The sequence below is a fragment of the Pseudomonas farsensis genome (genome assembly GCF_014268805.2).
Taxonomy (GTDB): Bacteria; Pseudomonadota; Gammaproteobacteria; order Pseudomonadales; family Pseudomonadaceae; genus Aquipseudomonas; species Aquipseudomonas farsensis.
Genome location: NZ_JABWRF020000002.1, coordinates 306,227 through 326,142 on the forward strand (window position 1 = coordinate 306,227; position 19,916 = coordinate 326,142).

Genomic DNA, 19,916 nt, shown 5'->3' on the forward strand with positions numbered 1-19,916 from the left:
GTCTTCAATTCGCCTTCACGACCACGGCGGTAATGTTGTCGGGGGCGCCACGGGTCAGGCCCAGATGGACCAGGCTGCGCACCACCTGATAGGGGTCGGCGTGGCCGAGCACGTCGGCTATTTCATGGTCTTCGGCCGTTTTGTTAAGGCCGTCGCTGCACAACAGGTAACTGTCGCCTGCCTGCACTTCAAGGTGCACCTGTTGCAGTTGCAACTGGTCCTCGACGCCAATGGCGCGGGTGACGATGTTGCCGCGTGGGTGCACGCGGGCTTCGGCCTCGTTGAGCAGGCCGCTGTCCTGCAACTCCTGGACGTAGCTGTGGTCATGCGACAGGCGCTCGATGCGCCCCTCACGCAGGCGGTACAGGCGGCTGTCACCGGCCCACAGGCCGATGCCGCGGTTGCCATGGGCAACCAGCACCACCACGGTGCTGCCCATCATCGCCACGCCGCGCCGTGCGGTTTCTTCACGCACTTTGGCGTTGACCTGCTCCAGGCTGCTGCACACCGCTTGCGCGAAGGTATCGAGGGTTTCGAACAATGGCAGGTTGCGCAGGCTGTCCATCACCAGGCTGCTGACGTAATCGCCAGCCGCATGCCCACCCATCCCGTCGGCCACCGCCCACAGGCCTTCCCAGGTGTGCTCCAGGCAGGCGTCTTCGTTGATCTTGCGGACCATGCCGACATGGCTGTAACTGGCCGCCTGGTAGTGCAATGCGGTCATCCGAACTGTGCCTCGCTACCCAAAAGAAACCCGCCAAAGTCGTCACTGCGCGGTAGCCCTGCGCAGCGCAGCAACCCTGGGGCGATACGCTCCGACCCCCTGCCCCACCACAGGCTCATGCCCGCGCAGGCGCACTCGGCCAAAGCCTGCGCACGCTGTTCAGGCGTGGTCGCCGCCAGCAGGTGCCCGGAGGCACCCCGTGGGAGCGGGCTTGCCCCGCAATACGGCTGCAAGGCAGCCTCAAAGCGCTCAAAAGCAGCATCAGGCTCAAGGGTGGCCAACAACGCCTCCTCAACCCCCTCGAACCACTCATCCGCCCCAACCACAGCACTGGCCAGCGACTCGCAAGCCCCCAGCACCTGCGCCACGGTCAGCGGAAAATACCGCCCGACGCGGTCGATGCTCGGCATCATCACGCCCACCACCGCATCCGGCCCACACACGCCCGGCGCCAAGGCAAAGCGCCATAGCGGGCTCACCAGATAAGCCTCGAGCCAGCGCTCGCCCAAGCTTTGCTGGCTGGCCTGGATACCCGCCGCCAGCCACTGGTCCCAAGGCTGGATGAAGGTATTGGGCAGGCCGCGGCTGACGAAGTCACCGCGGCTTGCCAGCTTTCCGTAGAAGCCGACGTCGTTCACAGGCGCTCCGGCAGGCTGAAACCGCTGACCACTCGGCTGCGGAACGGGTTGAAGGCACTGCTGGCGCGCAGCTCGTAGGAGACGCTGACGCCGTCTACGCGCAGGCGCAGGTTGAAGCGTTCAGGCGAGCCACCGGCCACCAGGTCCGACTGGTCGAGCAGGCGGAACCAGGCCCACGGCCCTTCCAGCGTCAGCCCGGAGCGGCCGCTGGCCAGCGGTGGCGACACCGACAGGCGCACCACGCCAATGCTGTTGGGGTTGGGCCACTGCAAGGCCACCGGGCGGCTCGGGCCATGGTCGTAGCTGACTTGCTGGCCGTCGAGGTCGAGCAGGAACTGGGTAATGCTGGCGTCCATGGCCACCGGCTTGAGCTCGAAACGCACACCCGGCTGCATGCCGCTTGAGCGGAAGTACGCATCCCGAATGCTCGCCGCGCGCTGGAAGGTGTACAGCACGTTGCTGTTGATCCCAAGCTTCTGCGCGGCGCCCGGCTGCCAGCTCCACGGCGTGGTGGAGGTGTTGACGTAAGGCTGCAGGTACTTGCGGAAGTAGTTATCCATCACCCCGCCAACGCCGAAGAACTGGCCGAAGTCTTCCAGGGTGGCGTCACGGCTGCTGCCGGCTACCAGCGGATAACGGCCGCTCAGCGACTGGCGGTAGATATTGACCACTTCGCTGGTCCAGGCGGCGTTGAGCTGGTTGCGCACCCCGCCCATGACCACGCCATGGGTCGAACCGAGCACCGAGCTGACCAGGTTTTGCACCACCTTGGGCTGGCGTGCCGCACCCAGTGCCACGCGCTGCGCGGCGGCCTGGGCCTGGTTTCTCGCCTCGCCCAGCAGCGCATCGCCACTGGCGCCAACCATGGCGCTGACCTGCACGTACAGCGCGTTCATGTCGGTCAACAGGGCATCGATGGCCGCCGGTTGGCCGTCACCGGTTTCAACCAGGGCGGCGACTTCGGCAAAGTGCGCGGTAACCGGGTCGACCTGGCGCGCAGCCGGGTTGTCGCCAGGCAGCGGGGTATCGCCAAGCAAACCGCCGAGGCGCTGGCGCAGTTGATCGACGCCGGCCTGTTCGGCCTTGTCCTGCACCTTGTCCAGCGCGGTTGGCTGCGACAGGTTGGTTTCGTGGGCGACCGCCTGGAGCATCTTTTTCATGGGCGAAGTCGGCCCGGAGAGCACCCGCAGAATGTCGGCAGCCTGGCCGACGCTGGTGATCGGCACGAAGTCGAGGTCGGCCAGCAGCGCATCCCAGTTGCGGATGTAGTCCTGGTAATACAGTTGCAGCACGTCGTCGGCCAGGCGCTTGGCATCGCCCGCCTCCCCAGGCTCGCGGCCCAACACCCAACGTTCTTCGGCAAGCGTTGCGCTTTGCGCAAGGCTGGCGGCGAGGAACGCCTTGCGGTAGCCCTCGACGGTGAACAGCCCAGGCAGTGGCTCGCTCAGCGGCTTGCCGCTCTTGAAGCGGAACACCAGCGCGGCATCACGGCCGGCGGCATCACTGACGCGGAAATCGTTGACTGCAACGGGCAGCTTCTGCCGCTTGACCCGGTCGTACACACGCTGGGCCACGGGCAACTGCTGCAACTGGCGGCGGGTATCGTCGATCAGCCGCTGGTCCAGGCGCGCATTCGGTGGGCGCTTGTCGAGCAGCGCAGCAAGGTGCCCGGCCAAGGCCTGGCGCAGGTCCGGGGCCAGGTCGCGGGGCAGGCTGCGTTCCCAGTCGAGGGTGATCCAGGCCTTGATGAAGTCGGCGTCGTAGTGCTCGCCGTCAGCCAGCATCAGGTACGCCTTGAGGCCTTCGTAGAGGTAGTCCGAGGGGCCACCTGCGTACAGTTGCTCCTCGATACGGGTCACCAGGCGCGGGGCAAAAATGGCAATCAGCAGCTTGCGGTAGACGCTGTCCGACTCGCCTTCGAGCATGTCGCCCTGGTACAGGCCAAGGCCCTCGGCCCAACCGGGCGGGTTGTTGGCAAGGTCACGCACGGCATTGAGCAGTGGCAGCACTTCAACCACGTTGCGCTGCGCCGGGCTGAGTTCCTGGACGCTCTTGCCCACAGGTTTCAAGCGGCTGTCGACTTCAGCGATGTACTGCTGGTTGGCGCGGTAGCTCAGCGTCCATAGCGTGCCGACCACCAGCACCAACGCCACACTCAGGGCCAGGGCGCCGCGGGCGATCCACTTGCGCCGCTGCTCGACCTTGGGGTTGCTGCCAACCAGCCCGCGCTCGGCAAATGCCACGGCGCTGAACAGTTTTTCGATGAAATAGCTGCGCCCGGTGCCGTTCTGGCGCGCCAGGTGCGCGCGGTCCAGGCCCATGCTCTGTGCCATGCTGCCGATCAGGCGGTCGATGGGGCTGCCTTCCTGGGTGCCGCTGGTGAAGTACACACCGCGCAGCAGGGCGCGTTGCTCGAAGGCGTTAGGCTTGAACACGCCATCGAGGAAGGTCGCAAGGTTGCTGCGCAAGGCCGCAAACTGCTGCACGAAGCCATACACCAGATCGCGCCGCGCCGGGTCGCGTTCTTGCTGCAGGCGCTCGACCAGGCGCTGGTTCAGGCGCTGCTCAAGCAGGCCGAATTCGCTGCCAAACTGCGCCAGCGGGCTCTCGCCGTGCTCGCCGTCGTCCAGGGCGAAGGTCATGCCCCACACCTGGGCGCGCTCTTCCTTGCTCAGGTTGTCGAAGAACTCCATGAAGCCCGGCACCAGGTCGAGCTTGGTCAGCATCAGGTAGATCGGGAAGCGCACGCCCAGCTGGCTGTACAGCTCCTGGATACGTGTGCGAATGGCCGCCGCGTGGGCGGCGCGCTCGGCGTCGCTGCCCAGCAGCAGGTCGGACAGGCTGATGGCAATGAACGCACCGTCGATGGGGCGGCGCGAGCGCTGGCTCTTTAGCAGGTCAAGGAAGCCCAGCCAGGCGGCTTTGTCCACTTGCGCGTGGCTGTCCTGGGTGGTGTAGCGGCCTGCGGTGTCCAGCAGCACCGCTTCGTCGGTGAACCACCAGTCGCAGTTGCGGGTGCCGCCGACGCCACGGATGGCGCCCTCGCCCAGTTGCGCCGCCAACGGGAAGTGCAGGCCGGAGTTGACGAGCGCGGTGGTCTTGCCAGAGCCTGGCGGGCCGATGATCACGTACCACGGCAGCTCGTACAGGTTGCGCCGTTCATCGCCACCCAGGCGCGCCTTTTTCAGCAGCACCAGGGCTTCGTCCATGCGCTGGCGCAGGGTCGCCAGTTCTTCGGCGGTGGCAACGCTGGCAGGGTCTGGCGGGGTTTCTGCGGCCAGGCTCTGCATCACCTTGGCCGCCTGCTGGCGGGCCTGGACGATGCGCCATACGCGGTAGGCAATCCACACCGAGAACAGCAATACGATCAACACCACGCGCGGGGTGGCCGGTACCAATGCATCGAGCAAGGGGCCGACGAACCAGATGATCAGGCTCAGCGCGAGCAGGCCCAGCACCGGGATGACCCAGCGAATGACAAAACTGAAAAACGCCTTCACTCGACGCCCTCCGCCAGAACAGTGATTTCAACCCGGCGATTCTTCGCCCGGCCCTGGGCGCTGTCGTTGGACGCCAGCGGCTCGGTGTCGCTCAGCCCTTGCGCGGTAAACCGCTGCGGCTGGCCGGTGCGCGCGGCAAGCAGGTTGCGGACCTCTTCGGCGCGGGCTTGCGACAACGCCCAGTTGGATGGGAAGCGCAGCGTGGCGATGCGCTGGTTGTCACTGTGGCCGGTGACTTTGACGTTGCCTTTGACCTTGGCCACCGCCTCGGCGATGCGCAGCATCAGCGGCTCGAAGTCGCCCTTGATGCTGGCGCTGCCGCTGGCGAACAGCTCGTCGCCACGGATAGTCACCACCGAACGGTCGACGGCATCCTCCACCGCCACGCGCCCGGCCTTGATCTCTTCGGCCAGGAAGCCCGCCAGGCGCGGACGCTCCACGGCCTTGGGCTGCACCACCGGGCGGTCCATGGCCTGCACCGGGATTTCGCCCAGCGCATGGATGCCGCGAAACACCGGTTCCGCGTCGGAGGCCAGCTTCATGCGCAGGCCGAACAGAATCAGCAACAGCAGCGCCAAGGCCACAGCCAGCCCCACCCACGGCGGGACGAACTGCGACAGCCGATCGCGGGCCACCGTGACGCCGCGCCAGTGCGGCGACAGCTCACGCTCGCTCTCGCCACGGGCGTTGCGAATAGCCGCAGCGGTGCGCTCGCGCAGGGCTTCAAGCTGGGCGCGGCCGCCGTTCATGACGCGGTAGCGGCCTTCGAAACCGAGGCTGGTGCACAGGTACAGCAGCTCCAGCAGGTTCAGGCGCTCGCGCGGGCTTTGCAGGCAGTGTTCCATCAACTGGAAGACCTTTTCGCCGCCCCAGGCTTCGTTGTGCACGGTAATCAGCAGGCTTTGCTTGCCCCAGTCACTGGCGCTGCCCCACGGGGTGCTGAGCACCGCTTCGTCGAGGGCGGTGCACAGCGCGTAGCGCGCCAGCAGCACTTCGTTGCGCGGCACGCCGCCCGCTTCGGCACGTTCTTCGAACTGGCGCAGATAGGCCAGCAGTTGCGCACGCAAGCTGGACGGCGCCGGGTGGGCGATGGTGTTGCGCAGGCGCGTAAGCAGTGCCAGCAGCGGGCCGGCGGCTTGCTCCAGCGGGTTCAGGCCGACGGCCTGGCCTGGAGCCAGCGGCTCGGCAGGTACGTTCAGCGGCGCGGCGGCCGGTGCCGGCTGCGCCTGGGCGCCAGGCTGCGGGCCACGGCCACCGGGGCGCGGCATGAACTGGGTGCGGTCATCCGATTGCATCGCGGCTTAGTCTCCGGTCCGTGGATTGGGGGTATGAACGTCGGCAGGATCGCGGGGCACGCCCGCTCCCACGCCCCGGTTTTCTGCGCGGCGGTGCAGCGCGAAGGGCTGGGCGACCTGCCGCGTGATCGGGTTGAGCATCATCCGCGGATCGCCCAGAAAGCCAGGTTCAAGCCAGGGAACTCGCCCGCCACATAGAACGCAAAGCCGCCCGAGTGCTGCAGTTGCTTCCAGTGCTCGCTGCCACGGTCCAGCTCGAAATAGGTCGAGCCTGCATGGAACGGGATCTGCCGTGGCGCCACCGGCAGCGGCAGCAGGCCAATGCCCGGCAGTTGCAGGTTGACCAGGTCGCGAATGTGTTCCACCGAGCCAATCTTGCTCTGCTGGCCAAAACGGCTGCGCAGGGTTTCGCTGGGCACATCGGCGCGCACCACCAGAATGAAGCTGGCGCTGTCGAGCAGGCTGCGGTCGGCGAGCATGCCGACGTGAATGCCGTAGGCCTTCTCGACCAGCGGGATGGCCACCGCCTTGCTGTCGATCAGCATCGACAGCGCCTCGCGCAGCGCCGCCATCACCGGGGTGAAGGTGGCTGCCAGGTCATCGTGCTGGTACACCGGGTACGTGTCTGGGCGGCGGCCATCGCGGGTGAAGGTGGCGAACTCGCCAGCCAGGGCCACCAGTTCGCTGTACAGGCGCTCGGGGTGCAGCGGGGTCAACTGGTTGAGGTGCTCGACCAGTGGCTGGGCACGGTTGACCAGCTGCAGCAGCATGAAGTCGGCGATTTCCGACGCACCGCCATTGGCCGAAGCCACCACGCGCCCGGCCAGGGCCTCGCCGCGCTGGTGCAGCAGGCCTAGCAGCTCGCCACGGAAACCCGACAGCTGCGTGTTGGCGGTGATATCCAGCAGTGGCGGGATGTAGCGTTCGTCCAGCACCAGCGCGCGGTCGGCGCGCTTCTCGCGGATGCGCACCACACCCAAGGCGGCGTAGTCGCTCAAGCCATCTTCGGCGCGCAGCAGGCGCAGGGCGCGGCTGCCCAGGGCCAGGGGCACGCGGTTTTCAAACGGGGCGTTGTCGTCGCGCACCTCACTGATGCGGCTGACATAGCGCGCGCCATCGGCCGCCTCGCCCTCATCGACGGTATCGCGGGCGCCGGCACGCTTGAGCGGCAGGCCCAGGTAGATCACGCCGTCGCGCAGGTCGTCTGGTACGTCCAGCGGCGCAGGCGGCAGGTCGTCGCGGGGGATATCGAACGGGGTGCCATCGGGCAGCAGGCCGCGGGCACTGAGGATGGCCAGCTTGCCTTGGGCCAGCAGGCCCTGGTCGATCAGCAGCTCCGAGAAGCCCCAGGCGGCGGCACTGAGCGGGCGGCTGCGGGCGTCGACGAAGTTTTCCAGATAGCGGTCGTGTTGCTGGAAGTGCTGGGTCGTGATGAACATGCCTTCCGACCAGACCACGCGATTGTTCCAGGACATGGGTACTCCGATTGCCTAGCGGGCAGGCTCAGGTTGTGGGGTGGCCACGGCGCTGCGCACGGCACGCACATCGAGGCTGATCTGATAGTCACGCGGCGGTACTGGCAGCACGCTGCGCCATTGCGCCTGGTCGACTTCGCGGTAACCCACCACCAGGCCGATATGGCGAGTGGCGGGGTCCAGCGGGCGCTCCAGGCGTAGCTGCTCGCCGGGGTGCAGCAGCACCTCGTCCTGGTCGATCAGGTCGGCAGCCAAGGTGGCCTGGGCGCGGTCGGCCAGGGAGAAATAGTCGGCACGGGCAAAGGCGGCGGTGTTCTTCAGCTCGAAGATGCGCACACGCACCGGCGCAGGGGTGCCCGTTGCGCCGGGGTTGAGCCCTTCGGCGGCACTGAAATACAGGGTAACGGCGGGTGCTGCGGCAACCGCCGCGGGCTCAACCGGCGCATCCTTGCTGCAGGCACTGAGCAGCGCCATGGCCAGGGCTGCGATCAGTCGTGTTGCGTTCATCCTCGTCCTCATGACGTGTGGTGTCTTCCTGTGCGCCTCAGGGGCGTTGCATACGGTTGTTCTGGGCCTGGTAGGCGCGGCTGAATTCACGGCCGAACAGGTCCTGGAAGTCGTCTTCGGCTTCCTGGGATATCTGGCTGTAAAGGGCGGTGAACTGCTGCCAGCAGTGGGCCTGGCGCGAGCCGCCGAACAGCTTGGCAAGGCCGGCTGCCGGTGCCAGGCGCTCCTCGAGGCGGGCAGGTTCGAAGCGGTTCAACAGGTGCTTGATGGCCGCTTCAACGCCGGCCATTACCGCCAGCTGGTGAGCGCGCAGGTCATCGAAGCTGTCGCTTACCGCCTGGTCAGGCGGCATGAACGCCTGGTTGCCGTGGCGCAGCAACAGCAACAGCGCTTCGTCGGCATTGGGAGCGAACTTGAGCGGGTTGTTCTGCACCGGGGCGATGGTGGTCTGCTGCATACGGAACTCGCCTTTTAGGCTGCTGCGCGCACGCAGTACATCTATAAGGCCTTCGACCATCAGCCGGTAGCTGCGCCCGATGGACTCCATCTGCGCGGCAGCGTCAACCGCGTCGATGCGCAGGTGCTCGATACCGGCGCCGCGCAGGAAGGCCTGCAACAGGGCATCGCTGTTGGCTGCCGGGGCCGGCGCCGGGGCGGCTACGGGCTGCACGGGAGCAGGAGCAGGCGCGGGCATGGGCTCTACGCTGCGCAGCGGCTCGGGCGCAGGCGCAGGCTCTGGAATGAATGGCGCAGGAGCGGGTGCCGCGAATACCGGGGCCGGGGCCGGCGCTGGGGCATCGTCGAACGGGTTCCAGTCCGCCGGGATCACCCCTGGGGCAGTGGGTGCCGGTGCGGGCGCAGGCGGCGGCGCAACCGGCGCCGGCGGGCGGAAGTCGTGCTGCTGGGCCGGCACGTGGTCAGGCTGGCTGACCGGGGCCACGCTCGCAGGGCCAAGAAAATCGAACAGGTCCGGCAAGGTGTCGTGGCTCGACGCCCCTTGCAAAAACGCAGCCGGCGCGCCCGAAATCGGCGCCTCGGTCATGGCCGGTGACGACACCTGGTTAGCCATCAGCGCTTCAAAGCTGTTGGCGCCCGGCTGCCCGTCCACGGCAATCGCCAGGCTCGCGTCGATGCGCGCCTGAATTTCATATTCACCAATACGGATAACTTCGCCGTTCATCAGTGGCTCACTGTTGCCACGGCGCAGACGAATACCGGCATTGACCAATTCCACACCGTTAGTACTGGTATCGGTCAGGTAGTAACGGCCGTCCTTGAACTGGATCACGCAATGCTGGGATGAAACCAGGCGTTCAGGGTCGGGAAGTACCCAATCATTGTCCGCAGAGCGGCCAACAGTGATGGCACCGTTCTCCAGCAACTTTTCCGGGCATTGCCCGGGCGTGATCTTGTGGTAGCTGGTGATTGTTAGGCAAAGCGCCATCATGCCTCCATGCATATGTGTGAAACGCTGCGCCCACCCGTATGGATGGGTTGACAGAGCGTGCCTACAAACCTCGAACCGGCCTGGGAACGTTAGGCCGCGGGCCTTGTCTCAGGATTTGCCGGGCCAGATGGAACCCGAAAGATGAGGCACTTTGATGGCACCCGACACATGGACAATGGCCGTGCCAACTGGTTCACAGCCGCCATTCGCGGCGCATAGCTTACCTTGACACTTGTTTACAAATAAACCATAAATGCGCAACTTCGGAGTACCAAAATGATATCACCGTGATATCACCCAGGTGCTCTTTGAAAAGTTTGTGCACTTGCTCACAAAAGTTGCCTCGCATGAACGCCAGCCCGCGCCACGGGCCGATATGGAGATCGAATTCAGGTGAACTCGCCGCAGTTGCTCGCCGCTGTTTCCGCAGACTTCCCCTGTGGCGACGACCTCGAATATGACGCCGACTTTCTGCAACTGGAGCGTGACGCCCAGGGCCGCCCCGAGCGTGTAATGGGCGATGCCGTGCAGCCGGCCGAGCCGCCCCAGTGGCGCGCCATCGAGCAAGCCTGTACCGACCTGTTGCAGCGCAGCAAAGACCTGCGCATCACCCACTTTCTGGTGCAGTCCAACCTGGCCCTGCATGGCCTGCCGGGCCTGGCCGCCAGCCTTGAGCTGATCCGCGACCTGCTCGCCGAATACTGGCTGTACCTGCACCCGCAGCTGGACGCCGCCGACGACAATGACCCCACTGTGCGCGTCAATGCCCTGGCCGGCCTCACCTGCGACACCAACATCGGCCTGCTGCGCGACGCGGTGCTGGTGCGCTCGCGCACCTTCGGCCCGGTTACCCTGCGCGCCGCCCTGCATGCCGGTGGCGTACAGCACTTTGCCAGCGAACACCTGAGCCCCGAAGAACTCGCCGCCGCCCTGCGCGACGCCGACCCCGAGCAGTTGCTGGAGTGCCAGCAGGCGCTGCAAATGGCGCGTGATGCGCTCGACAGCATCGAAAGCCGGGTCAACGACCAGGTTGGCTCTGCCAGCGGCGTCGACCTGTCGGCCCTGCGCCAGCCGCTGCGCCAGGTGCAGCAGGTGCTCAACGAATACGGCCCCGAGGGCGCAGCGCCAGTTACCGCCGCCGCGGACGACGCCTGGGCCAGCAACGACGATTACTCGCCATCGCAGGCCCAGGCCGCAGCGCCTCGCCCTGCCGCCCGCCCGGGCGAGGTCAACAGCCGCGAAGACGTCCAGCAATGCCTTGAACGCCTGTTGCAGTACTACGCCCGCCACGAGCCTTCGAGCCCGTTGCCGGTGTTGCTGCGCCGGGCCAAGAACCTGGTCAATGCCGATTTTGCGACCATCGTGCGCGACCTGATCCCCGATGGCATGTCGCAATTCGAGAACCTGCGCGGGCCTGAAGGCGACTACTGACGCCTCGCCCGCTTAAACAACGACGCCCGCAACGAACAGAGCCGCCGCATCGGCGAGCAGGAGGAACAACGTGGCGAAAGACAGCTCCCAGAAATTCATCGCGCGCAACCGTGCGCCGCGGGTCCAGATCGAATACGACGTAGAACTCTACGGCGCCGAGAAAAAGGTCCAGCTGCCCTTCGTCATGGGCGTGCTTTCCGACCTCGCCGGCAAGCCTGCCGAGCCGCTGCCAGCCGTTGCCGACCGCAAGTTCCTTGAGGTGGATGTCGACAACTTCGACTCGCGCCTCAAGGCCATGAAGCCGCGTGTGGCCTTCAACGTGCCCAACGAGCTGACCGGTGAAGGCAACCTGAGCCTGGACATCACCTTCGAGAGCATGGACGACTTCAGCCCAGCGGCCGTGGCGCGCAAGGTCGATGCCCTGAACCAACTGCTCGAAGCCCGCACCCAGCTGGCCAACCTGCTGACCTACATGGACGGCAAGACTGGCGCCGAGGACATCATCCTCAAGGCAATCAAGGACCCGGCCCTGCTGCAGGCCCTGGCCAGCGCACCGAAACCCGCCGATTCCGAGCCGAGCGCCTGAGGAGCCAGCCCATGACCGACACATTGCGCGACACCCAGGCCCAGCAGACGGCCACCCAGGACCCAAGCGAGTTCGCAAGCCTGCTGCTGCAGGAGTTCAAGCCCAAGACCGAGCGCGCCAAGGAAGCCGTCGAGAGCGCGGTGCGCACCCTGGCGGAACAGGCCCTGGCGCAGACCAACCTGGTGTCCAACGACGCCATCGGCTCGATCGAGCAGATCATCGCGGCCATCGACCAGAAGCTCACCGCGCAGGTCAACCAGATCATCCACCACAACGATTTCCAGCAGCTGGAAAGCGCGTGGCGTGGCCTGCACTACCTGGTCAACAACACCGAGAGCGACGAGCAGCTGAAGATTCGCGTGCTCAACATCTCGAAGAACGACCTGCACAAGACCCTGAAGAAATTCAAAGGCACCGCGTGGGACCAGAGCCCGGTGTTCAAGAAGCTCTACGAGGAAGAGTACGGCCAATTCGGCGGCGAGCCTTACGGCTGCCTGGTGGGCGACTACTACTTCGACCAGTCGCCACCGGATGTCGAGCTGCTGGGCGAAATGTCCAAGGTCTGCGCCTCGATGCACGCCCCGTTCATCTCGGCAGCCTCGCCAACGGTGATGGGCATGGGCTCGTGGCAGGAGCTGTCCAACCCGCGCGACCTGACCAAGATCTTCACCACCCCGGAATACGCCGGCTGGCGCTCGCTGCGTGAATCGGAAGACTCGCGCTACATCGGCCTGACCATGCCGCGCTTCCTGGCGCGCCTGCCATACGGCGCCAAGACCGACCCGGTCGAGGCCTTCGCCTTCGAAGAAGACACCGACGGCGCCGACAGCAGCAAGTACACCTGGGCCAACGCCGCCTACGCGATGGCGGTGAACATCAACCGTTCGTTCAAACACTACGGCTGGTGCTCGCGCATCCGTGGCGTCGAGTCGGGCGGTGAAGTGGAAGGCCTGCCGGCGCACACCTTCCCCACCGACGACGGTGGCGTGGACATGAAGTGCCCGACCGAAATCGCCATTTCCGACCGCCGCGAGGCGGAGCTGGCGAAAAACGGCTTCATGCCCCTGCTGCATAAAAAGAACACCGACTTTGCTGCCTTCATTGGCGCCCAGTCGCTGCAAAAGCCGGCCGAATACGACGACCCGGACGCCACCGCAAACGCCAACCTGGCTGCGCGCCTGCCGTACCTGTTCGCCACCTGCCGCTTTGCGCATTACCTGAAGTGCATCGTTCGCGACAAGATCGGCTCGTTCAAGGAAAAGGACGAGATGCAGCGCTGGCTGCAGGACTGGATCCTCAACTACGTCGACGGCGATCCGGCGCACTCCACCGAGACCACCAAGGCCCAGCATCCGCTCGCGGCTGCCGAGGTGGTGGTCGAGGAAGTCGAAGGCAACCCGGGTTATTACAACTCGCGCTTCTACCTGCGCCCGCACTACCAGCTCGAAGGGCTGACCGTGTCGCTGCGCCTGGTATCGAAGCTGCCTTCGGCCAAAGGGGCCTGATAGCCCCCTGATCGTTTTGCCGCCCTTTGCGGCACCAAGGCGCTCTATGTAGGAGCGGCCTTGTGTCGCGAAAGGGCTGCAAAGCAGCCCCCAAACACCAGATTGTTAATCGACGCGAAACTCCGAGGACATCATGGCTGTAGATATTTTCATCAAGATCGGCGACATCAAGGGCGAGTCCCATGACAAAGGCCACAAGGACGAAATCGACGTGCTGAACTGGAGCTGGGGCATGTCCCAGTCCGGCAACATGCACATGGGCAGCGGCGGCGGTTCGGGCAAGGTCAACATCCAGGACCTGTCGATCACCAAGTACGTCGACAAATCCAGCCCTAACCTGATGGCGCACTGCTCCAGCGGCAAGCACATCGACAAGGTCAAGCTGACCGTGCGTAAAGCCGGCGGCGAGAGCCAGGTCGAGTACTTCATCATCAACCTCGAAGAAGTCATCATCAGCTCGCTGAGCACCGGTGGCTCGGGCAGCGATGACCGCCTGACCGAAAACGTCAGCCTGAACTTCGCCAAGGTCACCGTTGACTACCAGCCGCAGAAAGCCGACGGCTCCAAAGAAGGCGGCCCGATCAAGTACGGCTGGAACATCCGCTCCAACGTCAAAATCTGACAGCCCTTCGTGGGAGCGGGCTTGCCCCGCGATGCGCCGGCCGGCAGACCGTACTGTCCGTGCCGTCGCCATCGCGGGGCAAGCCCGCTCCCACGGTATCAACGCTCACTGAGAGAGTGTCTTTGAAGTGGTAGCCGAACTCGCCACCCGCGACCGCCTGCAACCCTCGCTGCTCGATCGTCTCACCGACGATGAACCGGGCAACCCGCAGGAAGCCCCCGACAAGCGCGTGCTCAGCCTGCAGCAACTCAAGGCCTCGGTGCTGCGTGACCTGGCCTGGCTGCTCAACACCACCTCCCTGCTCGACAGCGCCGCCACCCTGAACACCCCAGCCGGTGCCTCGGTGATCAACTACGGCCTGCCTGCGTTGGCCGGCAACAGTGCCTCGAACATCGACCTGACCGCCTTGGAGCGCATCATCCATCAGGCCATCGCTACCTACGAACCCCGCATCCTTGCCCACACCCTCAAGGTACGGGCGCAGGCTGCACCCGGCGAGATGAACGCCAACGCCCTGAGCTTCGAAATCGAAGGCGACCTGTGGGCGCAGCCAGCGGCGCTGCCGTTGCTGCTGCAGACCGACGTCGACCTCGAATCGGGCCATGTGCGCGTAGCGCCCGCCGACCGCAGGAGGCGCACATGAACCCGCGCCTGCTCGAACTGTACAACCAGGAACTGCAGCACATCCGCGAAGGCGCTGCCGAGTTCGCCAAGGAATACCCGAAGATTGCCGGGCGCCTGACGCTGTCGGGCATCGAATGCGCCGACCCGTACGTCGAGCGCCTGCTTGAAGGTTTCGCCTACCTGACCGCGCGCGTTCAGCTGAAACTCGACGCCGAGTACCCGACCTTCACCCACAATTTGCTCGAAATCGCCTACCCGCACTACCTGGCGCCGACCCCGTCGATGACCGTGGTGCAGCTGCAGACCGACCCCGACGAAGGCTCGTTGGCGGCAGGTTTCCCGCTGCCGCGCGGCAGCGTGCTGCGCGCCAACCTGGGCCGCAACTCGCAAACCCCGTGCGAGTTTCGCAGCACCCAGGACGTCACCCTGTGGCCACTGCAAGTAGCCCGCGCCGAGTATTTCGGCAACCCCGGCGCGGTGCTTGGGCGCCTGGCCACCAGCGAACCCAAGGCCCGTGCCGGCCTGCGCCTGACCCTGCGCAGCGGGGCGGAAATCCCGTTTTCCAGCCTGCCGTTGACGCACCTGCCGCTGTACCTCAACGGCGCCGACGAAACCCCGTATCGCCTCTACGAGCAACTGCTCGGCAGCGCCTGCGCGGTGTTCGTGCGCCAGCCAGGTGCCGACTGGGTCGAGCGCATCCCGGTCGAGCAAGCCCTGCTGCCGTGCGGCTTCGATGACGCCGAAGCGGCGTTGCCGGTGGTGCCCCAGGCGTTCCAGGGTTACCGGCTGTTGCAGGAATACTTCGCCCTGCCGCAGCGTTTTCTGTTCATTGATGTGGCCGGGCTGCAACGGGCGGTGCAACGCTGCGACGGCCAGGAGCTGGAAATCCTGGTGCTGTTCGAGCGCTTCGACCAGAGCCTTGAAAGCAGCGTGAGTGCGGCGCAGTTCGTGCCGTTCTGCACCCCGGCGATCAACCTGTTCCCGCGCCGGGTCGACCGCCTGCACCTGACCGACCGGGTCAACGAGCACCATGTGATCGCCGACCGCACCCGGCCCACCGATTTCGAGATTCACTCGCTGCAACAGGTGACCGGCCACGGCACCGGCCCCGACCAGCCGTTCCTGCCCTTCTATGCCGTGCGCGACCCGTCGCGCTATGGCCGCGACCAGGCCTACTACATCGTGCGCCGCGAGCCGCGCGTGCTGTCCAGCGAGCAACGACGCAACGGCACGCGCTCCAGCTACATGGGCAGCGAGACCTTCGTCAGCCTGGTCGATGGCCAACAGGCGCCGTACCGCCACGACCTGCGCCAGCTGGGCATCAGCGCGCTGTGCAGCAACCGCGACCTGCCGCTGTTCATGAACGTTGGCGACGGGCGCAGCGATTTCAGCCTGGCCGACAGTGCCCCCGTGGCCGCCGTGCGCTGCCTGGCCGGGCCAAGCCGGCCAAAGGCCAGCCACGCCCACGACAACCGCGCCTGGCGCCTGATCAGCCAGCTGTCGCTGAACTACCTGTCGCTGGCCGAGCAAGGCCAGGGCGCTGCCGCCCTGCGCGAACTGCTGCGCCTGTATGGCGACCATCACGATAGCGCCCTGCAATTGCAGATCGACGGCCTGCGCGAGGTCAGCAGCAAGCCGTGCACGCGGCGCTTGCCGATGCCGGGGCCGATCGTCTTTGGCCGTGGCCTGGAAATCACCCTGACCTTCGATGAAAACGCCTTCCGCGGCACCGGGGTGTTTCTGCTCGGGGCGGTGTTCGAGCGTTTCCTGACCCGCTACGTGTCGATCAACAGCTTTACCGAAACCGTGCTGCGCACCAGCGAACGAGGCGAGATCATGCGCTGGAAAGCCAAGCCCGGGCGCAGGCCTACCCTGTGAATACGCTCCAGGCCATGCAGGCCGAGCCCTGGGAGTACGACTTCTTCCAGGCGCTGCGCCGCCTTGAGGCAGAAAACCCGGAGCTGCCGCGCTTCGGCCATTCGTTGCGCCTGGCAGATGAGCCGGTGCGCCTGGGCCAGCGCCTGGATTGCAGCTTCGCCCCAGCCACACTGGCCTCGGTCAGCGCAGGCGAAGCCGGCCCGCCGCGCCTGGAGCAGTTCTTCTTCGGCCTGGGCGGCCCCAACGGCCCGCTGCCGCTGCACCTGACCGAGTACATGCGCGAGCGCCAGCGCAACCACGCCGACCCCACCAGCAAGCGTTTTCTGGATATCTTCCACCACCGCCTGCTGAGCCTGTTCTACCGCGCCTGGGCCGAAGCCCGGCCCACCGTCAGCCATGACCGCCCAGGCGATGACTACTGGGCTGCGCGCCTGGCAGCGCTGAGCGGCCGTGGCCAGCCGGAGCTGCAAGGCCAAGGCCCGCTGGCTGACACTGCCAAGCTGCACTGGTCGGGGCACCTCGGCGCACAGACCCGCTACCCGGACGGTTTGTGCAGCATCCTGGGCGAATACTTCGGCGTGCCGGTCAAGCTTGAAGAGTACGTCGGCCAATGGCTGGAGCTGCCCGAACGCAGCCAGCTCGGCGTGCGCGCCAACCGCCTGGGCATGGACCTGTGCCTGGGCCGCTACGTCTGGGACCGCCAGCACAAGTTCCGCCTGTGCCTTGGCCCGCTGACCCTGGACCAGTATCACGCGCTGTTGCCCGGCGGGCAGGCGTTCGTCGAGCTGGCAGCGTGGGTGTCCGAGTACCTGGGCCAGGAACTGGACTGGGACCTCAATCTGATTCTTGCGCAGGCACACGTGCCTGCGTTGCAACTCAACGCAGGCCAGCGCCTCGGGTTCGATACCTGGGTCGGCCGCCCCTCGCACGATGCACGCGACCTGAAGCTTGCCCGGTACTACGCCGAGCAGCCGGTCGCCGCCCCCCACACAAGGAGCCAGGATCATGGGTGAAATCAGCCGCGCCGCGCTGTTCGGCAAGCTCAACAGCGTCGCCTACAAGGCCATCGAGGCCGCGACCGTCTTCTGCAAACTGCGCGGCAACCCGTATGTGGAGCTGGCGCACTGGCTGCACCAGTTGCTGCAACTGCAAGACAGCGACCTGCACCGCATCATCCGCCAGTTCAACGTCGAGCCGGCGCGCCTGGCCCGTGACCTGACCGATGCCCTGGACCGCCTGCCGCGTGGCTCGACCTCGATCACCGACCTGTCTTCGCAGGTTGAAGAAGCGGTCGAGCGTGGCTGGGTGTACGGCAGCCTGCTGTTCGGCGAAAGCCAGGTGCGCACCGGCTACCTGGTGGTGGGCATCCTCAAGACGCCGAGCCTGCGCAACGCGCTGCTGGGCCTGTCGAGCGAGTTCGCCAAGCTGAAGATCGACAGCCTCACCGAGCGTTTCGACGAATACGTCGGCGATTCGCCCGAAAACGGCCTGGCCGCAAGCGACGGCTTCAGCGCCGGTGCGCCCGGCGAAGCCAGCGGCGCCGTGGCTCCTGCGGCCATGGGCAAGCAGGAAGCGCTCAAGCGCTTCACCGTGGACCTGACCGAACAGGCCCGTAGCGGCAAGCTCGACCCTATCGTCGGCCGCGATGAAGAGATCCGCCAACTGGTCGACATCCTCATGCGCCGCCGGCAGAACAACCCGATTCTTACCGGTGAGGCCGGCGTCGGCAAAACCGCCGTGGTGGAAGGTTTTGCCCTGCGCATCGTGGCCGGCGACGTGCCGCCAGCGCTCAAGGACGTCGAGCTGCGCAGCCTGGACGTCGGCCTGTTGCAAGCCGGTGCCAGCATGAAAGGCGAGTTCGAACAGCGCCTGCGCCAGGTCATCGAAGACGTCCAGGCCTCGCCCAAACCCATCATCCTGTTCATCGACGAAGCCCACACCTTGGTAGGTGCAGGTGGCGCAGCCGGTACCGGTGATGCCGCCAACCTGCTCAAGCCGGCACTGGCGCGCGGCAGCCTGCGCACCGTGGCCGCCACCACCTGGGCCGAGTACAAGAAGCACATCGAGAAAGACCCAGCCTTGACCCGCCGCTTCCAGGTGGTGCAAGTGGACGAGCCGAGCGAGCCCAAGGCCCTGCTGATGATGCGCGGCGTGGCCTCGACCATGGAAAAACACCACCAGGTGCAGATCCTCGACGAAGCCCTGGAAGCCTCGGTGAAACTGTCGCACCGGTACATTCCGGCGCGCCAGTTGCCCGACAAGTCGGTCAGCCTGCTCGACACCGCCTGCGCCCGCGTGGCCATCAGCCTGCACGCGGTGCCGGCCGAGGTCGACGACAGCCGCCGGCGCATCGAAGCGCTTGAGGTGGAGCTTGCGATCATCGCCCGCGAAGCGGCCATTGGCGTTGCCACCGAACAGCGCCAGCGCCTGGCCGAAACCCTGCTGATTGAAGAACGTGAGCGCCTGGCGGGGCTTGAAAGCCGCTGGGCCGAGGAAAAAACGCTGGTCGACGAACTGCTGGCCACCCGTGCGCAACTGCGCGAGCAGGTGGGTGTGGTCGACCAGGAAGTCGAGGTGCAAGGCAGCCATGAGCTGCGCGAAAAACTCATCGACCTGCAACAGCGCCTGACCGCGCTGCAAGGCGAAAGCCCGCTGATTCTGCCGACCGTGGACTACCAGGCGGTGGCCTCGGTGGTCGCCGACTGGACCGGCATCCCGGTCGGGCGCATGGCGCGCAACGAAATCGAAACGGTGCTCAACCTCGACAGCCACCTGGCCAAGCGCATCATTGGTCAGGACCACGCGCTGAAAATGATCGCCAAGCGCATCCAGACCTCCCGCGCAGGCCTGGACAACCCGAACAAGCCGGTCGGCGTGTTCATGCTTGCCGGCACCTCCGGCGTGGGCAAGACCGAGACCGCGCTGGCCCTGGCCGAGGCCATGTACGGCGGTGAGCAGAACCTGATCACCATCAACATGAGCGAGTTCCAGGAAGCCCACACCGTCTCGACCCTCAAGGGCGCCCCACCCGGCTATGTCGGTTACGGCGAAGGCGGCGTGCTGACCGAGGCCGTGCGCCGCCGGCCATACAGCGTGGTGCTGCTGGATGAGGTGGAAAAAGCCCACCCCGACGTGCACGAAATCTTCTTCCAGGTGTTCGACAAGGGCGTCATGGAAGACGGCGAAGGCCGCCAGATCGATTTCCGCAACACGCTGATCCTGCTGACCACCAATGCCGGCACCGAGCTGATCGCCCGCACCTGCAACAACCCGCAGGCACTGCCCGACCCTGAGGCGGTGGCCACTTCGCTGCGCCAGCCGCTGCTGGAGATTTTCCCGCCGGCACTGCTCGGGCGCCTGGTGACCATCCCTTACTACCCGCTCAGCGACGCCATGCTCAAGGCCATCACTCGCCTGCAGCTGGAGCGTATCCGCAAGCGCGTCGAGGGCACGCACAAGGTCGGCTTTGCCTACGATGACGGCGTGGTAGACCTGATAGTCTCGCGCTGCACCGAAACCGAAAGCGGTGGCCGCATGATCGACACCATCCTGACCAACGGCCTGCTGCCGGACATGAGCCGCGAGTTCCTGACCCGCCTGCTCGAAGGCAAGCCACTGGCGAGCGTGAGTATCAGCCGCCGCGACAATGACCTGCACTATGACTTCGGCGCTGCCGACTGACGA

At 65.9% G+C, this 19,916-nt stretch carries 15 protein-coding genes; 8 read left to right on the forward strand and 7 right to left on the reverse strand.

Translation table 11 applies throughout. From position 1 onward, the window contains the following. Positions 1-4 precede the first annotated feature (4 nt). The 7 genes from HU719_RS10765 to tagH form a co-directional block, all read right to left on the reverse strand. Positions 5-724 carry a PP2C family protein-serine/threonine phosphatase gene (locus HU719_RS10765; RefSeq protein WP_186536633.1) on the reverse strand — a complete coding sequence of 240 codons (720 nt, stop codon included), beginning with the start codon at positions 722-724 and terminating at the stop codon, positions 5-7. Beyond that, on the reverse strand, positions 721-1,362 hold the full coding sequence (tagF, locus tag HU719_RS10770; protein ID WP_186536632.1) for a type VI secretion system-associated protein TagF: 642 nt from the start codon (positions 1,360-1,362) through the stop codon (positions 721-723). The genes HU719_RS10765 and tagF overlap by 4 nt, the downstream gene beginning before the upstream one ends. Further along, complete coding sequence (tssM, locus tag HU719_RS10775) at positions 1,359-4,862, reverse strand: type VI secretion system membrane subunit TssM (RefSeq protein WP_186536631.1); 3,504 nt, start codon at positions 4,860-4,862, stop codon at positions 1,359-1,361. Before tssM ends, tagF begins: the two co-directional genes overlap by 4 nt. Further along, a complete protein-coding gene (locus tag HU719_RS10780) occupies positions 4,859-6,157 on the reverse strand; it encodes a DotU family type VI secretion system protein (RefSeq protein ID WP_186518849.1) in 1,299 nt (432 codons plus the stop codon). The genes tssM and HU719_RS10780 overlap by 4 nt, the downstream gene beginning before the upstream one ends. Positions 6,158-6,297: 140 nt before the next feature. Next, complete coding sequence (gene tssK / locus HU719_RS10785; RefSeq protein WP_186536630.1) at positions 6,298-7,632, reverse strand: type VI secretion system baseplate subunit TssK; 1,335 nt, start codon at positions 7,630-7,632, stop codon at positions 6,298-6,300. 15 nt (positions 7,633-7,647) lie between these two features. Continuing rightward, entirely contained in the window at positions 7,648-8,139 is a 492-nt protein-coding gene (tssJ, locus tag HU719_RS10790) for a type VI secretion system lipoprotein TssJ (RefSeq protein WP_186518845.1), read from the reverse strand. A gap of 37 nt (positions 8,140-8,176) precedes the next feature. Beyond that, the gene (gene tagH / locus HU719_RS10795; RefSeq protein WP_186536629.1) at positions 8,177-9,583 is read right to left on the reverse strand and encodes a type VI secretion system-associated FHA domain protein TagH; all 1,407 of its coding nucleotides are present in this window, start codon (positions 9,581-9,583) and stop codon (positions 8,177-8,179) included. 396 nt (positions 9,584-9,979) lie between these two features. Between tagH and tssA the strand changes: the two genes are divergently transcribed. From tssA to tssH, 8 genes are all read left to right on the forward strand, one after another. Beyond that, entirely contained in the window at positions 9,980-11,017 is a 1,038-nt protein-coding gene (gene tssA, locus HU719_RS10800; protein WP_186536628.1) for a type VI secretion system protein TssA, read from the forward strand. 70 nt (positions 11,018-11,087) lie between these two features. After that, a complete protein-coding gene (tssB, locus tag HU719_RS10805; RefSeq protein WP_186518838.1) occupies positions 11,088-11,603 on the forward strand; it encodes a type VI secretion system contractile sheath small subunit in 516 nt (171 codons plus the stop codon). A gap of 11 nt (positions 11,604-11,614) precedes the next feature. Then, positions 11,615-13,108 (forward strand): type VI secretion system contractile sheath large subunit, encoded by a 1,494-nt coding sequence (gene tssC / locus HU719_RS10810; RefSeq protein WP_186518836.1) that lies wholly within the window; start codon positions 11,615-11,617, stop codon positions 13,106-13,108. Positions 13,109-13,241: 133 nt separating this feature from the next. Further along, entirely contained in the window at positions 13,242-13,730 is a 489-nt protein-coding gene (locus HU719_RS10815) for an Hcp family type VI secretion system effector (protein ID WP_186518834.1), read from the forward strand. A 127-nt stretch (positions 13,731-13,857) separates the two neighbouring features. After that, on the forward strand, positions 13,858-14,373 hold the full coding sequence (gene tssE, locus HU719_RS10820; RefSeq protein WP_186518832.1) for a type VI secretion system baseplate subunit TssE: 516 nt from the start codon (positions 13,858-13,860) through the stop codon (positions 14,371-14,373). Continuing rightward, positions 14,370-16,232, forward strand: coding sequence for a type VI secretion system baseplate subunit TssF (gene tssF / locus HU719_RS10825; RefSeq protein WP_186518830.1), 1,863 nt, complete (start codon positions 14,370-14,372; stop codon positions 16,230-16,232). Before tssE ends, tssF begins: the two co-directional genes overlap by 4 nt. Beyond that, positions 16,196-17,245 (forward strand): type VI secretion system baseplate subunit TssG, encoded by a 1,050-nt coding sequence (tssG, locus tag HU719_RS10830; protein ID WP_186518939.1) that lies wholly within the window; start codon positions 16,196-16,198, stop codon positions 17,243-17,245. Before tssF ends, tssG begins: the two co-directional genes overlap by 37 nt. Beyond that, entirely contained in the window at positions 17,238-19,913 is a 2,676-nt protein-coding gene (gene tssH, locus HU719_RS10835; RefSeq protein WP_186518828.1) for a type VI secretion system ATPase TssH, read from the forward strand. The genes tssG and tssH overlap by 8 nt, the downstream gene beginning before the upstream one ends. Positions 19,914-19,916 lie beyond the last annotated feature (3 nt).

Bases quoted from the DNA above. Each gene is read 5' to 3' on its own strand.
- HU719_RS10765 (WP_186536633.1), bottom strand. From the start codon at position 724: ATGACCGCATTGCACTACCAGGCGGCCAGTTACAGCCATGTCGGCATG.
- HU719_RS10780 (WP_186518849.1), bottom strand. From the start codon at position 6,157: ATGCAATCGGATGACCGCACCCAGTTCATGCCGCGCCCCGGTGGCCGT.
- tssK (WP_186536630.1), bottom strand. From the start codon at position 7,632: ATGTCCTGGAACAATCGCGTGGTCTGGTCGGAAGGCATGTTCATCACG.
- tssJ (WP_186518845.1), bottom strand. From the start codon at position 8,139: ATGAACGCAACACGACTGATCGCAGCCCTGGCCATGGCGCTGCTCAGT.
- tagH (WP_186536629.1), bottom strand. From the start codon at position 9,583: ATGGCGCTTTGCCTAACAATCACCAGCTACCACAAGATCACGCCCGGG.
- tssC (WP_186518836.1), top strand. From the start codon at position 11,615: ATGACCGACACATTGCGCGACACCCAGGCCCAGCAGACGGCCACCCAG.
- HU719_RS10815 (WP_186518834.1), top strand. From the start codon at position 13,242: ATGGCTGTAGATATTTTCATCAAGATCGGCGACATCAAGGGCGAGTCC.
- tssF (WP_186518830.1), top strand. From the start codon at position 14,370: ATGAACCCGCGCCTGCTCGAACTGTACAACCAGGAACTGCAGCACATC.
- tssH (WP_186518828.1), top strand. From the start codon at position 17,238: ATGGGTGAAATCAGCCGCGCCGCGCTGTTCGGCAAGCTCAACAGCGTC.